Genomic DNA, 19,990 nt, shown 5'->3' with positions numbered 1-19,990 from the left:
CCCCCCCCCCCACCCCCCCGGGCCCGGGGGCCCCCCCCGCAACCAGGCCGGTACAGACAACACATCACTCAGAGGTTATAAGCCCGCTCATTGTGCTCAGCCAGGTCCAGCCCCTGCTCTTCCTCTTCCCGGCTGGCCCGCAACCCGATGGTCAGCTTGATCACCCCGAGAATCGCCCAGCTCACCACAAAGCAGTACACAAAGGTGAACGCCACCCCCTTCAGCTGCACCAGCGCCTGCCCGATCGGCGACACCCCCTCCACATAGCCACCCAACGCAGGCGCGGCAAACACCCCGGTCAGGATCGCCCCGACCATCCCGCCCACGCCATGCAGGCCGAACACATCCAGGCTGTCGTCGTAGCCCAAAGCCTGCTTCAGCCGGGTCACGGCAAAGAAGCAGATCGCCCCGGTCAACAAGCCGATCACCACTGCACCCAACGGCCCGACAAAGGCACAGGCCGGGGTAATCCCGACCAACCCGGCCAGCGCCCCGGAAGCCGCCCCCAGCGCCGTCGGCCGACCATGCATGGCCTTCTCGGTCAGCAACCAGCCGACAACCCCCGCGCAGGCCGCCACCATGGTCGCCACCATCACCACCCCAGCCCCCTGGTTGGCCGCAAGCCCGGAGCCGACGTTGAAGCCAAACCAGCCCACCCACAACAACCCTGCCCCTACCAAAGTGAACCCAAGGTTATGCGGCGGCATTGCCACCTGCGGGTAGCCCTTGCGCGTGCCCAACATCAACGCTGCCGCCAGCGCCGCCACACCAGAGTTGATGTGCACCGCAGTGCCGCCTGCAAAATCCAGCACCCCCCAGTTGACCATCAATGCGCCCGGTCCACCCCAAACCATATGGGCGATTGGCGCATACACCAGCACGAACCACGCCGCCATGAACAGCAGCGAAGCGCTGAACTTCATGCGCTCGGCAAAGCCGCCGGCAATCAGTGCCGGGGTGATGATGGCGAAGGTCAGCTGGAATACCGCGAATACACCTTCAGGAATGGTGCCGACCAGGCTGTCATGGTCGATGTCCAGCATCAGCGCCTTGTCCAACCCGCCAATGAAGCTGTTGAAGGTGAGCTGGCCCTCGACCATGCCGCTGGTGTCGACCACCAGGCTGTAGCCGAACAGCACCCAGAGGATGCCGATCACCCCGGCCACGGTGAACAGCTGGGTAAACACCGAAAGGAAGTTCTTGGCCCGCACCATGCCACCGTAGAACAGCGCCAGGCCGGGGATGCACATCATCAGCACGAACATCGCGGCGCAAATCATCCAGGCGGTGTTGCCGGTGTCCAGGGTGGGTTCGGCGGCGTGGGCCAACGGCGTCAACGCGAACAGCACAACAGCAAGGGCAAGCTTCATGAGATCACTCCTGTGCGAATGGGGATGCATCGGGGGCTGCTTTGCAGCCCATCGCGACGCAAGGCCGCTCCTACAAAGGACCGCACAATGCCTCAACCCTGCGCGGCCCCCTGTAGCAGCGGCCTTGCGTCGCGATGGGCCGCAAAGCGGCCCCAATTACCAAAGCTCAGTACTGCGCCTGCCCCGGCACCCACGCGGTACCCGCCAACGGCACCCGCGCCATCGCCGCAGCCTCTACGGTCAACGCCACCAAATCCTCCGGGTCGAGGTTATGCAAATGCGACTTGCCACACGCCCGCGCCATGGTCTGCGCCTCCAGCACCAACACCCGCAGGTAGTTGGCCAAGCGCCGCCCAGCCTCTTCCGGGTTCAACCGCTTGGCCAGCTCCGGGTCCTGGGTGGTGATGCCAGCCGGGTCGCGGCCGTTCTGCCAGTCGTCATAGAAACCTGCCGCCGAGCCGATCTTCTTCAGTTCGCTGTCCAGCCGCGGGTGGTTATCGCCCAAGGCGATCAGCGCCGCCGTGCCAATGGCCACCGCATCTGCCCCCAGGGCCATGGCCTTGGCCACGTCGGCACCATTACGGATCCCCCCCGAGACAATCAGCTGCACCTTGCGGTGCGTGCCCATTTCCTGCAGCGCCTGCACCGCCTGCGGGATAGCAGGCAAAATCGGGATACCGACGTGCTCGATGAACACTTCCTGGGTAGCCGCAGTACCGCCCTGCATGCCGTCGAGCACGATCACATCGGCACCGGCCTTCACCGCCAGCTTGACGTCGTAGTACGGGCGGCTGGCACCGATCTTCACGTAGATCGGTTTTTCCCAGTCGGTGATCTCGCGGATCTCGGCAATCTTGATCGCCAGGTCATCCGGGCCGGTCCAGTCCGGGTGGCGGCAGGCGCTGCGCTGGTCAACGCCAATCGGCAAGGTCCGCATGCCGGCCACACGCTCGGTCACCTTCATGCCCAGCAGCATGCCGCCACCGCCCGGCTTGGCACCCTGGCCTAGGACGATCTCGATGGCGTCGGCCTTGCGCAGGTCGTCGGGGTTCATGCCATAGCGCGACGGCAAGTACTGGTACACCAGGTGTTGCGACTGGCCGCGTTCTTCCGGGGTCATGCCACCGTCACCCGTGGTGGTGCTGGTGCCGGCGATGGTTGCGCCACGGCCCAGTGCTTCCTTGGCGTTGGCCGACAACGCGCCGAAGCTCATGCCGGCGATGGTTACCGGGATCTTCAGGTGGATGGGCTTCTTGGCAAAGCGGTTGCCCAGCACCACATCGGTGCCGCACTTCTCGCGGTAACCTTCCAGCGGGTAGCGTGACACGCTGGCACCGAGCAGCAGCAGGTCGTCGAAGTGCGGCACGCGGCGCTTGGTGCCGCCGCCACGGATGTCGTAGATGCCGGTTTCGGCGGCACGCTGGATTTCCTGGATGGTCAGGCGATCGAAGGTGGCCGACTCACGCAGTACCGGGGGGAATTGTTCGCTCATGGAAATGCTCCTGGATCAGTACGCGCTGGCGTTGTCGACTTTGAAGTTGTACAGCTGGCGGGCCGAGCCGTAACGTTTGAAATCGGCGGCCTTGTGCGCCAGGCCGGCCTTGTTCAGCAGTTCCTGCAGCTCTTGCAGGTGCTCGGCACGCATTTCTTTCTCGATGCAGTCCGAGCCCAGCGACTGCACCGTGCCTTTCACGTAGATGCGTACCTCGTACAGCGAATCGCCCAGCGCATCGCCGGCGTCGCCGCAGACGACTAGGCGCCCGGCCTGGCCCATGAAGCAGCTCATGTGGCCGATGCTGCCGCCGACCACGATGTCCACGCCCTTCATCGAGATGCCACAGCGCGCGCCGGCATCGCCTTCAATCACCAGCAGCCCGCCGTGGGCGGTGGCGCCGGCAGCCTGCGAAGCACTGCCCTTGACCCATACCGAGCCGGACATCATGTTCTCGGCCACACCCACACCGACGTTGCCGTGCACGGTGACGCTGGCCTGCTGGTTCATGCCGGCGCAGTAGTAGCCGGCATGGCCTTCGATATCCACGGCCACATCAGCGTTGATGCCCACGGCCAGGTTGTGCTTGCCGCCCGGGTGGGTCACCCGCCATTCGTGGTCCTGCACCTCACCGTGCAGGGACTGGTTGAGCACACGCACCGAAGTGCTGGAAAGGTCGATTGTCTTCATAAGGTTCTCCAGGGGTTCGGTGGCAGGTCAGGCGCTTTCGCGCTCCCAGACGTACAGGGTGGCCGGTGCCGGCTCCCAGACCTTGGCGTGCTCGATGCCCGGCAGGCTGGCCAGGGCCTGGTACTCCGAGGCCATGGCCACGTAGTCGTCGGTCTCGGCCAGCACGGCCGGCTTGCAGGCGATCGGGTCGCGGATCACGGCAAAGCCGTTGCGGGTGCCGATCGCGAAAGTGAAGAAGCCGTCCAGGTCTTCCAGCGCGCCATCCAGGGCCTGGGCCAGGCTGTCGCCCTGCTGCAGGCGCCAGGTCAGGTAACCGGCCGCCACCTCGGTGTCGTTGTCGGTTTCAAAACTGATGCCTTCGCGCTTGAGCGCCTGGCGCAGGCGGAAGTGGTTGGACAGCGAGCCGTTGTGCACCAGGCACAGGTCGGCGCCGGTGGAGAACGGGTGGCTGCCCTCCATGGTTACCGCGCTTTCGGTGGCCATGCGGGTATGGCCGATGATGTGGCTGCCTTTCATGCCAGCCAGGCCGAAGCGGCTGGAAATTTCCGCCGGCAGGCCCATGCCCTTGAGGATTTCGATGCTTTGCCCAGCGCTCATGATGCGCACGTCCGGCGCCAGCTCGCTCAAGGCCTGGCGGGCAGCGGCCTCGCTGGTGTGCACCTTGAGCACGGCGGCGCTGGCGTTCTGGAACCAGTCCAGCGAGCAACCCAGGCGCCCTTCCAGCTGGCCCATCAGGGTGGCCCAGGGGTAGTTGATATCAGTGGCCTGCAGGGTCAGCTTGACCCAGCCATCGGCCACTTCATCGCCGTAGATGGCAAAGCCGGCGCTGTCCGGGCCACGGTCGGTCATGGCTTGCAGCATGGGTTCGAAGAGCTTGCCGAGCTGGGCTTCCAGCTTGGGCTTTTTCAGGTACAGACCTACGATTCCACACATGGTGATGCTCCTTCCAGGCAGAGGGCAGCCGCCGCACGGGGCGGTCGCCCGAGAGGGGGTGGGTCAGAAGAATTCGGTGTAGCGCTGGATTTCCCAGTCGGAGACGTGGCGGCAGTACTCCACCCACTCCATGCGCTTGAGCTTGATGAACTCGTCGACAATCTCTGCACCGAGCACTTCGCGGAACAGCGGGTCGGCTTCCAGGGCGTCGGCGGCCTCCTTCAGCGACTGAGGCAGGGTCTTGATGCCGCATGCGGCAATCTCTTCCAGGCTGAGGTTGTAGAGGTTCTCGTTGCACATCTCGCCCGGCTCCAGCTGACGGTCGATGCCATCGAGGCCCGCGGCAATGATCGCGGCGGTGACCAGGTACGGGTTGCAGCCGGCGTCCGGCAGGCGGAACTCCAGGCGGCCATAGGGGATGCGCACCATGGCCGAGCGGTTGTTGGCGCCGTAGGCGACAAACGCCGGGGCCCAGGTGGCGCCGGACAGCGAACGGCCGACTACCAGGCGCTTGTACGAGTTGACGGTAGGCGCAGCGAAAGCGCACAGCGCCGGGCCGTGGGCCAGCAGGCCGGCGGCGAAGTGGTAGGCCAGCTTCGACAGGCCCATGCCGCTGCTGTCGGACGGGTCGTGGAACAGGTTCTTGTTGGTGCTGCTGGCCAGCGACAGATGGAAGTGCATGCCATTGCCGGCACGCTTGGGGTCGGGCTTGGGCATGAACGAGCAGATCATGCCCAGGTCGTTGGCGATCTCGCCGGCGGCCATGCGGAAGAAGGTGAAACGGTCGGCCGACTCCATGGCGTCGCTGTAGGTGTAGTTGATCTCGAACTGGCCGTTGGCGTCCTCGTGGTCGATCTGGTAGATGTCGAAGCCCACCGGCTGCAACGCCTCGGTCAGGCGTTCGAGGAACAGCCGCGAGCGCGACAGGCCCTTGTAGTCGTAGCACGGCTTGTCGAGGTTGTCGGAAGCGTCCACCAGTTGCAGTTTGCCGCCTTCGTCGCGGCGGAACAGGCTGAACTCGGGCTCAAGGCCGGTGTTCAAGGTCCAGCCCTTGTCGGCCAGGCGCTGCACCTGTTGCTGCAACACGTAGCGGCTGTCGTAGGGCCAGGGCTGGCCGTTGACGTGGCCCACGCACACCACGCGGCCGTAGCCTGGCTGCCACGGCACCGGAAGCAAGGTAGACAGGTCGCCACGGGCCATGAAGTCCGGGCCGTGTGGCTCCATGCCCATGCCACAGATGGCGAACCCGGCAAAACCGGCGCCCTCCTCGGCTACCATTTTCAAGCCCGAGACCGGCACCGACTTGGTCTTCGCCGAGCCATGGATATCGACGAACTGTGCCAGTACGTACTTGATACCGTGCTGGTCGAGGGTGCGCTGGGTTTCTGCTGGCAACATGGGTTGAACACTCCTGGGCAAGGGCAATGATTCCGCATGGGAAACTTACTTTCCTGATAGGAATGCAATGCGCTTGCCAACATTGTTCAGCCCGTTGGTTTGCGGTTGCCTGTGCGGGCCTCTTCGCGGGTAAACCCGCTCCCACAAGGACTGACACAGCGCCCTGTGGGAGCGGGTTTACCCGCGAAGAGGCCCGCACAGGCAACACACAATCCCAGCAGATTTCTAACCGGTATTTATGGGAAACTTGTTTTCACCTGAGGAAAGCAGCAGCCACCGCAGCTGCATTTCGCACTTTCCCAGTGCGAAACATTAATTCTTGAACTGAAACCGTGCAGGACATTCGATGCCGACCGAAACCGAACCGCGCCTTCGCCTGGAGCAATACCTGGGCCTGCAGATCAAGCGCCAGCGCCAAGCCCAGTCCCTCAAGCTTGCCGACGTGGCGCGCATCGCCGGCATCAGCCAGGGCATGCTGAGCAAGATCGAGAACGCCCAGGTATCCACCAGCCTCGACACCCTCAGCCGCCTGTGCGACGTGCTGGGCATGCCGATGGCCAAGCTGTTCAGCCAGTACGACCAGCCCGATGGCAACGCGCTGCTGGTAAAAGCCGGTGAAGGCCTGGAGGTAGTGCGCCGCGGTACCGAGAAGGGCCATACCTACCACTTGCTCAATCACGCCAGGGGGCCGAAAAAGCATTTCGAGGCTTATATGGTGAGCATGGATGACGCCAGCGAAGAGTTCCCGACCTTCGCCCACCCCGGCACCGAGTTCCTCCATTTGCTGGAGGGCGAACTGGTGTACCGCCACGGCAACCAGCTCTACCACATGCAGGCTGGCGATAGCCTGACCTTCGACGGCGAAACCCCGCACGGTCCCGAACAACTGGTACAAGTGCCAATCCGGCTGCTGTCGATCATGAACTACGGCGACGAGTAAGGCGGCGCAGCAAGGCAACAAGTGATGTCGCGATCAGACAAGCACACGGCGCCCGCGATCGGCTGGAAAGCCTGTATACAAAGATAATACACACATCGACCAGCCCCGCGCCGTGGGCTGGTCGACGTGGTACCCGCGAGTAAAACAGCCTCGCTTCACAATTCCAACGCTGTGGCGCCTTTTTGCACCGGGCAGTTCGTCCGGGCTCATAACGATAAAACTCCCAGTATTAGAGACCCGCGTCGCGCAGCCGGGAGTGCATGCGCGCGCCACATTGTGAAGACTTGACTGCCATGATCGCGACTTCAATCCCCGTAGCCGGTGCTGCCACCGGCCACCGTAACGCCCTGTGCGTTGCCCACATCGCCGCTGTGTTGTTCGGCCTGACCGGTATCCTCGGTCACCTGATCGAAGCCGACGCCAGCATTATCACCTTCGGCCGCGCCACCTTCGCTTTCATCGCCCTGGGCTTCGTTGCCGGGCTCAAAGGTACGCGTCTGCTCGACGCCCTGACCCTGCGCAACCTGCCGATACTGGGCCTGACCGGCGCGCTGCTGGCCACGCATTGGGTGACCTTCTTCATTGCCGTGAAAGTGGGTGGTGTGGCTGTGGCTACCTTGGGCTTTGCCAGCTTCCCGGCGTTCATCGCCATGATCGAACGCGGTGTGTTCGGCCAGCGCATTGGAGCCGTGCAAGGTTTGCTGTTGCTAATGGTCACTGCAGGGTTGGTGCTGGTGGTGCCGACCTTCGACCTGCTGGACAAAGGCACCGTCGGCCTGCTGTGGGGGCTGGGTTCGGGCCTGGCGTTCGCCCTGCTGACCGTGGCCAACCGCCGCAATGCATCAAGCATGAACGCCATGCAGGTGGCGTTCTGGCAGAACGTGGTGGTGGCTGCGCTGGTGGCGCCGTTCGCTTTCACTCACTTGGGTAACACCAGCCTGGCGGGTAATGACTGGATCAACCTGGCGTTGCTGGGGGTGTTCTGCACCGGGCTGTCGCAGTTCCTGTTCGTGAAGAGCCTGGAAGGGCTGGAGGCGCGTACTGCCGGTATGATCATTGCGCTGGAGCCGGTGTACGCGATCATCGGGGCATGGTGGTTGTTTGGTGACCAGCCGAGCCTGCGGATGGCGGCGGGTGCTGCATTGATCGTGCTGGCAACTATCCTCGCGGCGGCGCGCAAGGCCCCGGCCGAGCAAGGCGATACCAGCCGCTGCGCACATTGAGGCACGCTGCCCGCAGGCCGGCTTTGGGGCTACGCACGCTTCGCGGGTAAACCTGCGCCTGCAACGACCTGTGCAGGAGCAGGTTTAACTGCGAAGCGGCCAACTCGGTGTTCAAGGTCAGAGCTGCACCAACCGCTCGCGCAGAAAATTCACAAACCCCTGCACCGGCCGCGCCACTTGCCGGTGCTGCGGGTACACCGCCGACAGCTGCAACGCCGGCGTCACCCATTCATCCAGCACCGTCACCAGGCGCCCGTCCGCCAACGCCTGCCCAACGATAAAGGTCGGCAGGTAGGTCACCCCCATCCCGGCAATCGCCGCGTCCCTCAGCATCTCGCCGTTGTTTGCACGCATCCGCCCAGCTACCTGAATCGCCTGGGCCTTGCCGCCCTGGCGGAACTGCCACTGCACCTGCCGCGAATGCCCATAAGGCAGGCAGTCATGCCCGGCCAGTTGTTCCGGCCGGGTCGGCACGCCCCGCGCCGCCAGGTAGGCCGGACTTGCGCAATACACCCGCTCGACATCGGCAATACGCCGGGCAATGAGGCTGGAATCTTCCAGGGCACCAATACGCAACGCCAAGTCATAGCCCTCGCCGATCAGGTCCACGGCGCGGTCACTCAGGTCCACCTCCACATCCACCTGCGGGTGCAACTGCAGGAACTCGGTCAGCAAGCAGCCCAGGTGCGTCATGGCAAACGACAGCGGTGCACTCAGGCGCAAGGTGCCGCGCAAGGCCTGGGCCTGGCCGCTGATGTCGTGTTCCACCTGCTGCACTTCGCCCAACAAACGCAGCGCCGACTGGTAGTAGTGCTGCCCCAGCGGCGTGGCGTCCAGGCGCCGGGTGGAGCGGTTGAGCAGGCGCACGCCCAGGCGCTCCTCAAGCTGCATCAGGCGCCGGCTGACCGATTGCTTGGACATGCCCAGGCGGTCGGCGGCAGCGGTGAAACTGCCGGCCTCCATGACCTGGGCAAAGATCCGCATGTCTTCGTAAGGGTTCATTGTCTCGCTCTTGGTGACAGTTAAACGCTTTATAGCGGCTTTTTCCCATCACTGCATCTGCTTAATCTACACACAAGTCGCAGCGATGGCCCAGCAGGCCAGGCAAGACGCCCACTCCCAACACTTGCACAGAAAAGGATTCGCTCATGAACATTGTCCACAAAACCCTCACCGCTTCCCTTCTGGCCCTGTCCGTTTCCAGCGCCTTTGCCGCTGGCAGCCCAGGCGTCGAGCAGCACACTCAGGCCTTCCTTGAAGCGCTGGAACAAGGCGGCGGCAAGCCACTGGAGCAGCTCAGCCCGAAAGACGCCCGTGCCGTACTGACCGGCGCCCAGGCATCGGTCAAGGTCGACCTCTCCGGCATTGAGGTGAAGGAACGCACCATCCAGGCCAACGGCCAGGCAATCAAGCTGCAAGTGGTGCGCCCGGCCAATGTGAAGGGTGAGTTGCCCGTGTTCATGTTCTTCCACGGCGGCGGCTGGGTACTCGGCGACTTCCCGACCCACCAGCGGCTGATCCGCGACCTGGTGGTCGGCTCCGGCGCGGTAGCGGTCTATGTCGACTACACCCCGTCGCCTGAGTCGCACTACCCGACGGCAATCAACCAGGCCTACGCCGCGACCCGGTGGGTGGCCGAGCATGGCAAGGAAATCGGCGTGGACGGCAAGCGCCTGGCCGTGGCCGGCAACAGCGTTGGCGGCAACATGGCGGCAGTCGTGGCGCTTAAGGCCAAAGAGGCCGGCACCCCTGCCCTGCGCTTCCAGTTGCTGCTGTGGCCGGTGACCGATGCCAGCTTCGAAACTGCGTCGTACAAGCAGTTTGCCGAAGGGCACTTCCTGACCACCGGGATGATGAAGTGGTTCTGGGACAGCTACACCACCGACGCCAAGGCACGGGAGCAGATCTACGCCTCGCCGCTGCGGGCCAGCAGTGAACAGTTGAAAGGCTTGCCGCCGGCGCTGGTGCAAACGGCTGAGTTCGATGTGCTGCGCGATGAAGGTGAGGCGTATGCCCGCAAGTTGAATGCGGCGGGCGTGACGGTGACCTCGGTGCGGTACAACGGGATGATTCATGACTATGGGCTGCTCAACCCGCTGAGCCAGGTGCCGGCTGTAAAGGCGGCAATGCGTCAAGCGGGCACTGAACTTAAAGTGCATCTCCAGTAAATCAACGAGTAGAAGACCCGCCTAGGCGGGTCTTTTGCTGCTATTGCGGAAATGGTCCGCAGGCTTCAATGAATCTGCCATCGGTGCGGCTATCGATGGTACCGTCCGCCCCGATGTAGATATGGACCCTCGGCCACTTGGGTTTGGCCCGAATACAGTGCCACGTACCACGGTTGTTCCAATCGAGCTGCATGAAAAACTGGTCGTTTGGGAAGATGTGACCGCCGCCGCCTGTGGTTTCGCCTGGGTAGATTTCACCTTTTGATATGTCGTGCTGAACATTCAAGATATAGCCAAGGCGACCCTGGCCTTTGTCAGAAAAATGAAAACTTACCCGGGGTATAGCGACATACCAAAAGACGATTGGGGCGAGCATTATCGCGACCACCCAGCGCCCGAAATGCCGTTTCGGTTTAGTTGCAGACGTGATCACGTACGCTACCTCCCCAGCTTGACAGTGGCAATGCTAATACCTCGTCCATGAGCACCTTTGCCGTAATCCCACCGTTTGGATGCTGCTTGTACATTTTGATGCCAATAATGATAGAGACACGATCGCCTATATCATCCCAAGCCCGCATCCCGTCGATGTCTGCGTAGCGACGAGGCCCATCTTGTTCATCCCAATCTTGAACCTTCCGAATGCTGTCTGATGCAATCTGCTCAAGCCCGGCACCATCCAGAAGAACACTTTCTGAAAGCCCCCCCGCCCGTCCTACATAGCCATAGTGGATGTTCGACCAGATGTCGTAGTAGTAGTCGACTTCACCTTGCTTATGCCAAACCCTGCCGAACCTTTGTGCAATCGCCACCTTGTGATCCCATGGTCTATTCTGACCAACCCGCTCTGCCCAAAGCGCCATCGCGGCAGCAGTGTTGCCAACCATCATTGCTTGAAAGTCAGGCGGTAAAAGACGTGCATACCAAGGGAGCTTCTTAAATTTTGCATGTTCCTCTACCGCGTCAAAGCTGGTTAGCTTCCTCATTTTCACTACGGATGAGTGTGTGATATTGCGGTTCATTTCCCCGGCGATGTATCTGGCCACCTGTTCCATCATGTCAGGATCATTGCAGATCACAGGCTGCGGCTTCTTTTCTGCTAGCGAAGTTTTGACGGGGGAAATGGAGCCGGCTTGACCTGAGGTTGCCGCCTGGCTTACCTGCTGTGCCGCCGAGGTACTTGCCGCTAATCCAGGCCCTCCCGTGGCCACGACCCGGTTACTGCCCTCTGGACAACCACATTTGACCAGCGCCCCATCTACCACGGCTGGTTTGCCTTCGATTTTGAAGAAAGGCAGCCCTTCAACGATTACACCAGGCTTTTTGCATGCCGGACACTCGGTCGTGGCATCCCCCAGGCGCAGTGCACGCTGGTTGTTCCCCCGGTAGTTGGTATTGCTGGCTATGCAGAGTGCCCCCGTGGTGGTGAGGTCGCCATCGAGTGCCTGTCCTTTGCCATGTATCGATATGCGTGCCATGAACAACTCCCTGTATGAAAACCCCGACGCTATCACCGGCAAAACGGACAGAGAGCAAGCGGCGGAAAATTCAGAATTGCCCTACAAAGACCCGATCGACTGTCACTTGAGGCAAGACAGTCATTCCACCAAGACACTATTTTTTAAAGGTATTGATGACAGTAAAGTTATCTCCATCGACAGCACGGCAGCCCTAACGGCCCCGGCATTCAAGGAGAATCACCATGCTCACCATCCGTAACGCTCAAGACCGCGGCCTGGCCTTCCATGGCTGGTTGAAGTCCTTCCACACCTTTTCATTTGGCCACTACCGCAACCCGGACGAACAAGGTTTCTCCGACCTGCTGGTGATCAACGATGATCGGGTCATACCAGGTAAAGGTTTTGGCCAGCACCCGCACCGGGACATGGAGATTTTCTCCTACGTGCTGGAAGGCGCGCTGGAGCACAAGGACACGCTGGGCACCGGTTCGGTGATCCGCCCGGGTGATGTGCAGCTGATGAGCGCCGGCCACGGTGTGGCCCATAGCGAGTTCAACCACAGCCAGGCACAACCGGTGCACTTCCTGCAGATCTGGATTGTGCCGAACGTGCAAGGTGCCACGCCGCGTTACCAACAACAGCATTTCAGTGCCGACGAAAAGCGCGGCAAGCTGCGCTTGATCATCTCGCCCGATGGCGCCGAGGGCTCGTTGCAGGTGCGGCAGAATGCGCGGGTGTATGCCGGTTTGTTCGACGGTGACGAGCGTGCCACGCTGACCTTGCCGGAAAATCGCCATGCCTATGTGCATGTGGCCCGGGGCAGTGTCGAGCTCAATGGGCAGGTGCTGAATGAAGGGGATGGGGTACGGGTCAGGCAGGAACAGGTGCTGGAGCTGGGTAACGGGGTGGATGCCGAGGTGCTGGTGTTTGACCTGCGGCCGCATGAATTGCCGGGTATGCCGTAAGGCAGGTCATGCCTCTTCGCGGGTAAACCCGCTTCTACACAGATCACCACAGCATTCGAAACCTGTGGTGACCTATGTAGGAGCGGGTTTACCCGCGAAAGGGCCAGCAAGTTCAACTCAGGGCTCAAACCCTTCGACAATGATCACCTCAGCTTTGGCCACGCCCTGGCGATGGCTGCATGCCTCCTGATACAGCTCCGACCGGTAACACGCCAGCGCCTGCTCGTACGAATCAAACTCGATCACCACGCTACGCTGCGGGGTGGGCCGCCCTTCCATCGCCTCGCTGCGCCCGCCACGGGCCAGAAAGCGGCCGCCAAACGCCTTGAAGGCAGCCGGGGCGCGCTGGGTGTACTGCTGGTATTGCTCGGGGTCGGTCACGTCCACATGGGCGATCCAATAAGCCTTCATGCGCTGCTCTCCTGTCACGGCGATATTTGTGTATGATGGTATACCATAAAAATCACCCCACCACATTGAGCGTGCAACATGGCTTTCAACACCATCGAGGAACTTCTCGAGGACTACCGGCAAGGCAAGATGGTCCTGCTGGTGGATGACGAGGACCGCGAAAACGAAGGCGACCTGCTGATCGCCGCCGAGCGTTGCGACGCCCAGGCCATCAACTTCATGGCCCGCCAGGCGCGAGGGCTGATTTGCCTGACCTTGACCGACGATCACTGCCAGCGCCTGGGGCTGGAGCAGATGGTGCCGGCCAACGGCAGCGTGTTCAGCACCGCGTTTACCGTGTCGATCGAAGCCGCCAGCGGCGTGACTACCGGCATTTCTGCCGCCGACCGCGCGCGTACCGTGGCGGCGGCCATGGCGCCCAATGCCCGCCCGGAAGATTTGGTACAACCTGGTCACATCTTCCCCCTGCGCGCCCGTGAAGGCGGCGTGCTGACCCGCGCCGGGCACACCGAAGCCGGCTGCGACCTGGCGCGCCTGGCCGGCTTCAGCCCGGCTTCGGTGATCGTCGAAGTGCTTAACGACGATGGCACCATGGCCCGCCGCCCGGACCTGGAAGTGTTCGCCGCGCAACATGGCATCAAGATCGGCACCATCGCCGACCTGATCCACTACCGCCTGAGCACCGAGCAGACCATCAAGCGCATCGGCGAGCGCGAGCTGCCGACCGTGCATGGCACCTTCCGCCTGGTCACCTATGAAGACCGCATTGAAGGTGGCGTGCACATGGCCATGGTCATGGGCGACATCCGCCGCGAGCAGCCGACGTTGGTGCGGGTGCATGTGATTGACCCGCTACGCGACCTGGTCGGTGCCGAGTACGCCGGGCCGGCCAACTGGACGTTGTGGGCAGCACTGCAGAAAGTGGCCGAGGAAGGCGCTGGCGTGGTGGTGATCCTGGCCAACCATGAGTCTTCACAGGCCCTGCTCGAGCGCGTACCGCAGCTGACCCAGCCGGTGCGGCCTTACCAGCGCGGGCAGTCGAAGGTGTACTCGGAAGTGGGCACCGGGGCGCAGATTCTGCAGGACCTGGGCGTGGGCAAGCTGCGTCACCTGGGGCCGCCGCTGAAGTATGCGGGGCTGGCGGGGTATGAGCTGGAGGTGGTGCAGAGCATTCCGTTCGAGCCCGGGATGGTGGGCTGAGAACACTTGAGCAACTGATTTGGCAGGGCCCTGTGGGAGCGGGTTTACCCGCGAATGCGATGCTGAAGCAACCGACGCATTCGCGGGTGAACCCGCTCCCACAGGGGCCAAGGTGTTTCTGCAAAGACAGAGTGATGGCCGGTCGCCTCATACCTCTTGCCAAAAGCTTGGAATACCATAATATGATATCCCGTAGACCTTAAATCTGCAGGCCGGCACCTACAATTACAAACGGCCACCAGACACTTTGTTTTAGCTGCTCCCCGAACACTGTTGGCGGGCGCACCAAAAGCCCCGCCTCGAATAACAAAAGCAACGAGGGCGTAACCATGCTGTTGAGCAAACGTGTAACCGCAGTGCTGTCCGCCAGCCTGCTGACCCTGGCATGTCAGGCCGCCCAGGCCGCCGACAGCCTGAACTTCGTCAGCTGGGGCGGGACCACCCAGGACGCCCAGAAAGAAGCGTGGGCCGTACCCTTCAGCAAAGCCACCGACATCAAGGTCGTGCAAGACGGCCCGACCGACTACGGCAAGCTCAAGGCCATGGTCGAGAGCGGCAACGTGCAGTGGGACGTGGTCGATGTCGAAGCCGACTTTGCCCTGCGCGCCGCCAGCGAAGGCCTGCTGGAGCCCCTCGATTTCAACCAGATCAAACGCGACAAGATCGACCCGCGCTTCGTCTCCGACCACGGCGTCGGCTCGTTCTTCTTCTCCTTCGTGCTCGGTTACAACGAAGGCAAGCTGGGTGCCAACAAGCCGGTCGACTGGACCGCGCTGTTCGACACCAAGACCTACCCTGGCAAGCGCGCCCTGTACAAGTGGCCGAGTCCTGGCGTGCTGGAACTGGCCCTGTTGGCCGACGGCGTAGCCCCCGACAAGCTCTACCCGCTGGACCTGGACCGCGCCTTCAAGAAGCTCGACACCATCAAGAAAGACATCGTCTGGTGGGGCGGCGGCGCCCAGTCGCAGCAACTGCTGGCCTCGGGTGAAGCCTCGCTCGGGCAGTTCTGGAACGGCCGTGTCTACGCCCTGCAGCAAGACGGTGCACCGGTGGGTGTGAGCTGGAAGCAGAACCTGGTCATGGCCGATTTCCTGGTCATCCCCAAAGGTGCCAAGAACAAGGACGCGGCCATGAAGTTCCTGGCCAACGCCAGCAGCGCCGAAGGCCAGGCCGAGTTCGCCAACAAGACCGCCTACGCGCCGGTCAACCTCGACAGCGTGGCCAAGCTGGACAAGGACCTTGCACCGAACCTGCCGACCGCCTATGCCCAGGACCAGGTCACCCTCGACTTCGCCTACTGGGCCAAGAACGGCCAGGCCATCGCCGCGCGCTGGAATGAGTGGTTGGTCAAATGAAAGTCGCCATCAACGCCCTGCATAACGCGCAAGGTGCCCCCACGGGTGCCGGCGCACCGGGTACGGCCCCCCGCCGCGTCAGCCTGAGCCAGCGCTGGAAAGGCAGCCGCAACCTGCTGCCGGCGCTGCTGTTCCTTGGCCTGTTCTTCTTCGCCCCGCTGGTCGGCCTGTTGCTGCGCGGGGTGCTGGAACCCACGCCGGGGCTGGGCAATTACGAGCAGCTGTTCGCCAACTCGGCTTATGCGCGGGTGCTGTTCAACACCTTCTCGGTGGCCGGTGTGGTCACCCTGATCAGTGTGCTGCTGGGCTTCCCGCTGGCCTGGGCGATCACCCTGGTACCCAAGGGCTGGGGCCGCTGGCTGCTGAACATCGTGCTGCTGTCGATGTGGACCAGCCTGCTGGCACGCACCTATTCGTGGCTGGTGCTGCTGCAGAGCTCGGGGGTGATCAACAAGGCGTTGATGGCCATGGGCATCATCGATGCTCCGCTGGAAATGGTGCACAACCTGACCGGCGTGGTAATCGGCATGAGCTACATCATGATCCCGTTCATCGTGCTGCCGTTGCAGGCAACCATGCACGCCATCGACCCGATGGTGCTACAGGCAGGCTCGATCTGTGGCGCCAGCCCGTGGACCAACTTCTGGAAGGTATTCCTGCCACTGTGCCGCTCGGGGCTGTTCTCCGGGGCGTTGATGGTGTTCGTGATGTCGCTCGGTTATTACGTCACCCCGGCGCTGCTGGGCGGGGCGCAGAACATGATGCTGCCCGAATTCATCATCCAGCAGGTGCAGTCATTCCTTAACTGGGGCCTGGCCAGCGCCGCCGCTGCACTGCTGGTGGTGATCACCCTGGTGCTTTTCTACCTGTACCTGAAGCTGCAGCCGGAATCCCCGGTTGGCAACGCGAGGTAAACCGCCATGCTCCTGTCTCCCAATGCCATGGGCCGCCCGCTGCGTACCGGCCTGTACCTGACCACCGGGGTGATCGCGGCCTTCCTGCTGCTGCCCGTGGTGTTCATCGTGTTGCTGTCGTTCGGTTCGTCCCAGTGGCTGGTGTTCCCGCCGCCAGGCTGGACCTTCAAATGGTACGGCCAGTTCTTCTCCAACCCGGAGTGGATGGACGCTGCGCTGGCCAGCCTGAAGGTGGCCGTGCTGACCACCATCGCCGCCGTGCTGCTTGGCTTGCCCAGCGCATTCGCCCTGGTGCGTGGCCGCTTCCCGGGCCGCGAGCTGCTGTACGGGCTGTTCACCATGCCGATGATCGTGCCGCTGGTGATCATCGCCGTGGCGGTGTATGCGTTGTTCCTCAAGCTGGGCTACACCGGCACGCTGTTCGCCTTCGTGGTCAGCCATGTGATCGTCGCCCTGCCCTTCACCATCATCTCGATCATCAACTCGCTGAAACTGTTCGACCAGTCGATTGAGGATGCCGCAGTAATCTGCGGTGCTTCGCGCCTGCAGGCGATCTTCAAGGTGACCTTCCCGGCGATTCGCCCGGGCATGATCGCCGGCGGCCTGTTCGCCTTCCTGGTGTCGTGGGATGAGGTGGTGCTGAGCGTGATGATGGCCAGCCCCGACTTGCAGACGCTGCCAGTGAAGATGTGGACCACCCTGCGTCAGGACCTCAGCCCGGTCATTGCCGTGGCTTCGACCTTGCTGATCGGCTTGTCGCTGCTGGTCATGTTCATTGCCGCCGCCTTGCGCCGGCGCACCGAAAACGCCTGAGCGCGGAGAAAACAACAATGAGTGCAGTGATCAAAGACAACGCGCCCGGCACGACCCTGGTCAGCCTGCGTGGCCTGAACAAGCACTACGGCGACTTCACCGCCGTGGACAACCTCGACCTGGACATCCAGGACGGCGAGTTCCTGACCTTCCTCGGCTCTAGCGGCTCGGGCAAGTCCACCACCCTGTCGATGCTGGCCGGCTTCGAAACCCCGAGCAGCGGCGAAATCCTGGTAGACGGCCAGTCGCTGGTCAACGTGCCGCCGCACAAGCGTGATATCGGCATGGTGTTCCAGCGCTATTCGCTGTTCCCGCACCTGAACGTGCGTGACAACATCGCCTTCCCGTTGGCCATTCGCAAGCTCAATGCTGCCGAAACCAACAAGCGCGTCGACGCCATGCTCAAGCTGGTGCAGCTGGAGAAGTTCGCCCACCGCAAGCCGTCGCAGATGTCTGGCGGCCAACAGCAGCGCGTGGCGATTGCCCGGGCGCTGGTGTATGAGCCACGTATCCTGCTGATGGACGAACCGCTCGGCGCACTGGACAAAAAACTGCGTGAAGACCTGCAGGATGAGCTGCGCCAGTTGCACCGCCGCCTGGGCATCACCATTGTCTACGTGACCCACGACCAGGAGGAAGCCATGCGCCTGTCGCAGCGCATCGCCATCTTCAGCCACGGCAAGATCGTTGGCCTGGGCACCGGTTACGACTTGTACCAGAACCCGCCGAATGCCTTCGTGGCGTCGTTCCTGGGCAACTCCAACTTCCTGCGGATCAAGGCCAGCAGCAACGGCGCCGGCAGCTTCGAGGGGCAGCCGGTGGCCATTCGCCTGACCCCGGGCCTGGCTGCCGAGCAAGATGCACTGATCATGGTACGCCCTGAGAAAGCCCTGGCCCTGACGGCCGAGCAGGCCGCACGCGAGCCGCTGCCTGCGGGCTGGAACGAGGTCAGTGCCAAGGTCGGTGAAGTGTTGTTCCTGGGTGAAAGCCAGACCTGCCATGTGGTGACGGCGGGCGGTACCGAATTGACGGTGAAGGCGCTTTCGGCGGCGGGCATGCCGATGCAGCCGGGGGATAGCGTGAAGGTGCGTTGGGCGGTGGCTGATGCCTGCATCTATACCGAATGGGCCGAAAGTGATCTGAGCAAGTCGGCCGGGGCGCATTGAGATCGCCGGGGCTGCTGCGCAGCCCCAACAACCACTGCCCTACTGACTGTCACATTATCATCACGCCACTGTCGTAATCTGCCGGCCAACTCTATGCCACAGGGCCACCCGGCATGCCCCGCCTGCTTGTCTTGCTGCTCACCCTGCTACCGCTGGCAACCCTGGCCGAGCCCACGCACCTGCGTGCGCAAGGCTCCAACACCATCGGTGCAGCCTTGCTGCCGGCACTGGTGCAAGGCCAGTTGCGCGCGCAGCAAGCCAGCGCCATTGAGCAGCAACCGGGCCAGCAGCCCAACGAAACCGTGATCACCGCGCGCGATGCGCAGGGCCAGCCGGTGCGCGTCGACATCGCAGCCCATGGTTCCAGCACCGGCTTTGTTGCCCTGGGCCGGGGTGAGGCGGATCTCGCTGCGGCCTCGCGGCCGATCAACGACAACGAAGTACGCCAGCTACGGGCCTTGGGCGACCTGCGCGCGGCCAGCGCCGAACAAGTCATCGGCCTGGACGGCGTTGCAGTGATCGTCCACCCGGACAACCCGTTGCCACAACTCACCACAGGGCAATTGGCGCAGGTTTTCTCCGGGCAGATCCAGCGCTGGGAGCAATTGGGTGTTTCCGGCGGGGCCATCCACCTGTACGCCCGTGACGACCGCTCCGGCACCTTCGAGACCTTCAAGGCACTGGTGCTGCAGCCACAACACAGCGAACTGTCGGCCAAAGCCCGCCGCTACGAGTCCAGTGACGAACTGGCCGCACGGGTGGGCGCCGACCGCCAGGCCATCGGTTTCAGCAGCCTGGCCGCCGTTCACGGGGCAAAGGTGCTTGCGGTGGCCGAGGGCGACGCACCGGCCATGTTGCCAGAACGCGCGCTGGTGGCCAGCGAGGACTACCCACTGTCGCGACGCCTGTATTTCTACCTGCCGGCCAACCCCAAGCCCGAAGCCAAGGCCCTGGCCGACTTCGCCCAGAGCCCGGCCGGCCAGGCCATCGTCGCCCAGCAGGGTTTCGTTTCGCAGCAGGTCAAGGCCCAACCGGTGTCGCCCCAGGCCGACATGCCACCGCGCTATCGCACCCTGGCCCAACAGGCGCAGCGGCTGAGCGTGAACTTCCGTTTCCAGGAAGGCAGCGCCAGCCTCGACAACAAAGCCCTGCGGGATGTGCAGCGGGTGGCCGAATACTTGCGCCAGGCCGGCAAGCTGCAGAGCAAGGCGGTGCTGGTAGGCTTTGGCGACCCCAAGGAAACGCCCGGCCGCGCCGCCCTGCTGTCGCGCCTGCGCGCCCAGGCGGTGCGCCGCGAACTGGCGCGCGATGGTGTAGAGGTGCTGGAAGTGACTGGCATGGGTGATGAGTTGCCGGTCGCCGGAAATGAATTGGAGCAAGGGAGGCTGCGTAACCGGCGTGTGGAAGTGTGGGTTTACTGATTTACAATCCTGCGCACATCCCTGTGTAGGAGCGGGGGGGGGGGGGGGGGGGGGGGGGGGGGGGGGGGGGG

The 19,990-nt window shown here is 63.0% G+C and carries 20 protein-coding genes; 11 read left to right on the top strand and 9 right to left on the bottom strand.

Going from position 1 to position 19,990, the window contains the following annotated elements; genetic code table 11:
* Positions 1-68 precede the first annotated feature (68 nt).
* From IAE39_RS24575 to glnT, 5 genes are all read right to left on the bottom strand, one after another.
* Positions 69-1,370 carry an ammonium transporter gene (locus IAE39_RS24575; RefSeq protein ID WP_201207105.1) on the bottom strand — a complete coding sequence of 434 codons (1,302 nt, stop codon included), beginning with the start codon at positions 1,368-1,370 and terminating at the stop codon, positions 69-71.
* 166 nt (positions 1,371-1,536) lie between these two features.
* Positions 1,537-2,862 carry an FMN-binding glutamate synthase family protein gene (locus tag IAE39_RS24570; protein WP_201207104.1) on the bottom strand — a complete coding sequence of 442 codons (1,326 nt, stop codon included), beginning with the start codon at positions 2,860-2,862 and terminating at the stop codon, positions 1,537-1,539.
* A 15-nt stretch (positions 2,863-2,877) separates the two neighbouring features.
* A complete protein-coding gene (locus IAE39_RS24565; protein WP_201207103.1) occupies positions 2,878-3,552 on the bottom strand; it encodes a protein glxC in 675 nt (224 codons plus the stop codon).
* Between the two features lie 27 nt (positions 3,553-3,579).
* A complete protein-coding gene (locus IAE39_RS24560; protein ID WP_201207102.1) occupies positions 3,580-4,485 on the bottom strand; it encodes a class II glutamine amidotransferase in 906 nt (301 codons plus the stop codon).
* A 63-nt stretch (positions 4,486-4,548) separates the two neighbouring features.
* Positions 4,549-5,883, bottom strand: coding sequence for a type III glutamate--ammonia ligase (gene glnT / locus IAE39_RS24555; protein ID WP_201207101.1), 1,335 nt, complete (start codon positions 5,881-5,883; stop codon positions 4,549-4,551).
* Between the two features lie 346 nt (positions 5,884-6,229).
* Between glnT and IAE39_RS24550 the strand changes: the two genes are divergently transcribed.
* Together IAE39_RS24550 and IAE39_RS24545 are read left to right on the top strand one after the other, a co-directional pair.
* On the top strand, positions 6,230-6,823 hold the full coding sequence (locus IAE39_RS24550; RefSeq protein WP_201207100.1) for a helix-turn-helix domain-containing protein: 594 nt from the start codon (positions 6,230-6,232) through the stop codon (positions 6,821-6,823).
* A 293-nt stretch (positions 6,824-7,116) separates the two neighbouring features.
* The gene (locus IAE39_RS24545) at positions 7,117-8,046 is read left to right on the top strand and encodes a DMT family transporter (protein ID WP_201207099.1); all 930 of its coding nucleotides are present in this window, start codon (positions 7,117-7,119) and stop codon (positions 8,044-8,046) included.
* Positions 8,047-8,163: 117 nt separating this feature from the next.
* Here the strand turns inward: IAE39_RS24545 and IAE39_RS24540 are convergent, their stop codons facing one another.
* Positions 8,164-9,048, bottom strand: a complete 885-nt coding sequence (locus IAE39_RS24540) for a LysR family transcriptional regulator (protein WP_201207098.1) — start codon at positions 9,046-9,048, stop codon at positions 8,164-8,166.
* 146 nt (positions 9,049-9,194) lie between these two features.
* Here IAE39_RS24540 and IAE39_RS24535 point away from each other — a divergent pair, with 146 nt between their 5' ends.
* Positions 9,195-10,214: an alpha/beta hydrolase gene (locus IAE39_RS24535; protein ID WP_201207097.1), complete on the top strand. Its 1,020-nt coding sequence runs from the start codon at positions 9,195-9,197 to the stop codon at positions 10,212-10,214.
* A 40-nt stretch (positions 10,215-10,254) separates the two neighbouring features.
* Here the strand turns inward: IAE39_RS24535 and IAE39_RS24530 are convergent, their stop codons facing one another.
* Positions 10,255-10,647, bottom strand: coding sequence for a hypothetical protein (locus IAE39_RS24530; RefSeq protein WP_328825628.1), 393 nt, complete (start codon positions 10,645-10,647; stop codon positions 10,255-10,257).
* Complete coding sequence (locus IAE39_RS24525; protein WP_201207096.1) at positions 10,628-11,692, bottom strand: polymorphic toxin type 44 domain-containing protein; 1,065 nt, start codon at positions 11,690-11,692, stop codon at positions 10,628-10,630. The genes IAE39_RS24530 and IAE39_RS24525 overlap by 20 nt, the downstream gene beginning before the upstream one ends.
* Between IAE39_RS24525 and IAE39_RS24520 the strand changes: the two genes are divergently transcribed.
* Positions 11,691-11,933, top strand: coding sequence for a hypothetical protein (locus tag IAE39_RS24520; protein WP_201207095.1), 243 nt, complete (start codon positions 11,691-11,693; stop codon positions 11,931-11,933). The genes IAE39_RS24525 and IAE39_RS24520 overlap by 2 nt on opposite strands.
* Positions 11,917-12,639, top strand: a complete 723-nt coding sequence (locus tag IAE39_RS24515) for a pirin family protein (protein ID WP_201207094.1) — start codon at positions 11,917-11,919, stop codon at positions 12,637-12,639. Before IAE39_RS24520 ends, IAE39_RS24515 begins: the two co-directional genes overlap by 17 nt.
* A 117-nt stretch (positions 12,640-12,756) precedes the next feature.
* Here IAE39_RS24515 and IAE39_RS24510 read toward each other — a convergent pair whose 3' ends face one another.
* Positions 12,757-13,050: a DUF1330 domain-containing protein gene (locus IAE39_RS24510; protein ID WP_025339641.1), complete on the bottom strand. Its 294-nt coding sequence runs from the start codon at positions 13,048-13,050 to the stop codon at positions 12,757-12,759.
* 78 nt (positions 13,051-13,128) lie between these two features.
* On the opposite strand from IAE39_RS24510, the gene ribBA reads away from it, so the two are divergent.
* The 6 genes from ribBA (at position 13,129) to IAE39_RS24480 (ending at position 19,919) form a co-directional block, all read left to right on the top strand.
* Positions 13,129-14,250 carry a bifunctional 3,4-dihydroxy-2-butanone-4-phosphate synthase/GTP cyclohydrolase II gene (ribBA, locus tag IAE39_RS24505; RefSeq protein ID WP_201207093.1) on the top strand — a complete coding sequence of 374 codons (1,122 nt, stop codon included), beginning with the start codon at positions 13,129-13,131 and terminating at the stop codon, positions 14,248-14,250.
* A gap of 329 nt (positions 14,251-14,579) precedes the next feature.
* Positions 14,580-15,605: an ABC transporter substrate-binding protein gene (locus IAE39_RS24500; RefSeq protein WP_201207092.1), complete on the top strand. Its 1,026-nt coding sequence runs from the start codon at positions 14,580-14,582 to the stop codon at positions 15,603-15,605.
* On the top strand, positions 15,602-16,519 hold the full coding sequence (locus tag IAE39_RS24495) for an ABC transporter permease (protein ID WP_201207091.1): 918 nt from the start codon (positions 15,602-15,604) through the stop codon (positions 16,517-16,519). The genes IAE39_RS24500 and IAE39_RS24495 overlap by 4 nt, the downstream gene beginning before the upstream one ends.
* A gap of 6 nt (positions 16,520-16,525) precedes the next feature.
* Positions 16,526-17,332 (top strand): ABC transporter permease, encoded by an 807-nt coding sequence (locus IAE39_RS24490; RefSeq protein WP_003256236.1) that lies wholly within the window; start codon positions 16,526-16,528, stop codon positions 17,330-17,332.
* 17 nt (positions 17,333-17,349) lie between these two features.
* Entirely contained in the window at positions 17,350-18,498 is a 1,149-nt protein-coding gene (locus tag IAE39_RS24485; RefSeq protein WP_201207090.1) for an ABC transporter ATP-binding protein, read from the top strand.
* A gap of 113 nt (positions 18,499-18,611) precedes the next feature.
* Positions 18,612-19,919, top strand: coding sequence for a substrate-binding domain-containing protein (locus IAE39_RS24480; RefSeq protein ID WP_201207089.1), 1,308 nt, complete (start codon positions 18,612-18,614; stop codon positions 19,917-19,919).
* The last annotated feature ends 71 nt before the right edge of the window (positions 19,920-19,990 follow it).

This window comes from Pseudomonas sp. S37 (assembly GCF_016658545.1).
Lineage (GTDB): Bacteria > Pseudomonadota > Gammaproteobacteria > Pseudomonadales > Pseudomonadaceae > Aquipseudomonas.
Note: the sequence above shows the minus strand (reverse complement) of the source record. Positions and strands in the feature narration are given on the sequence as shown.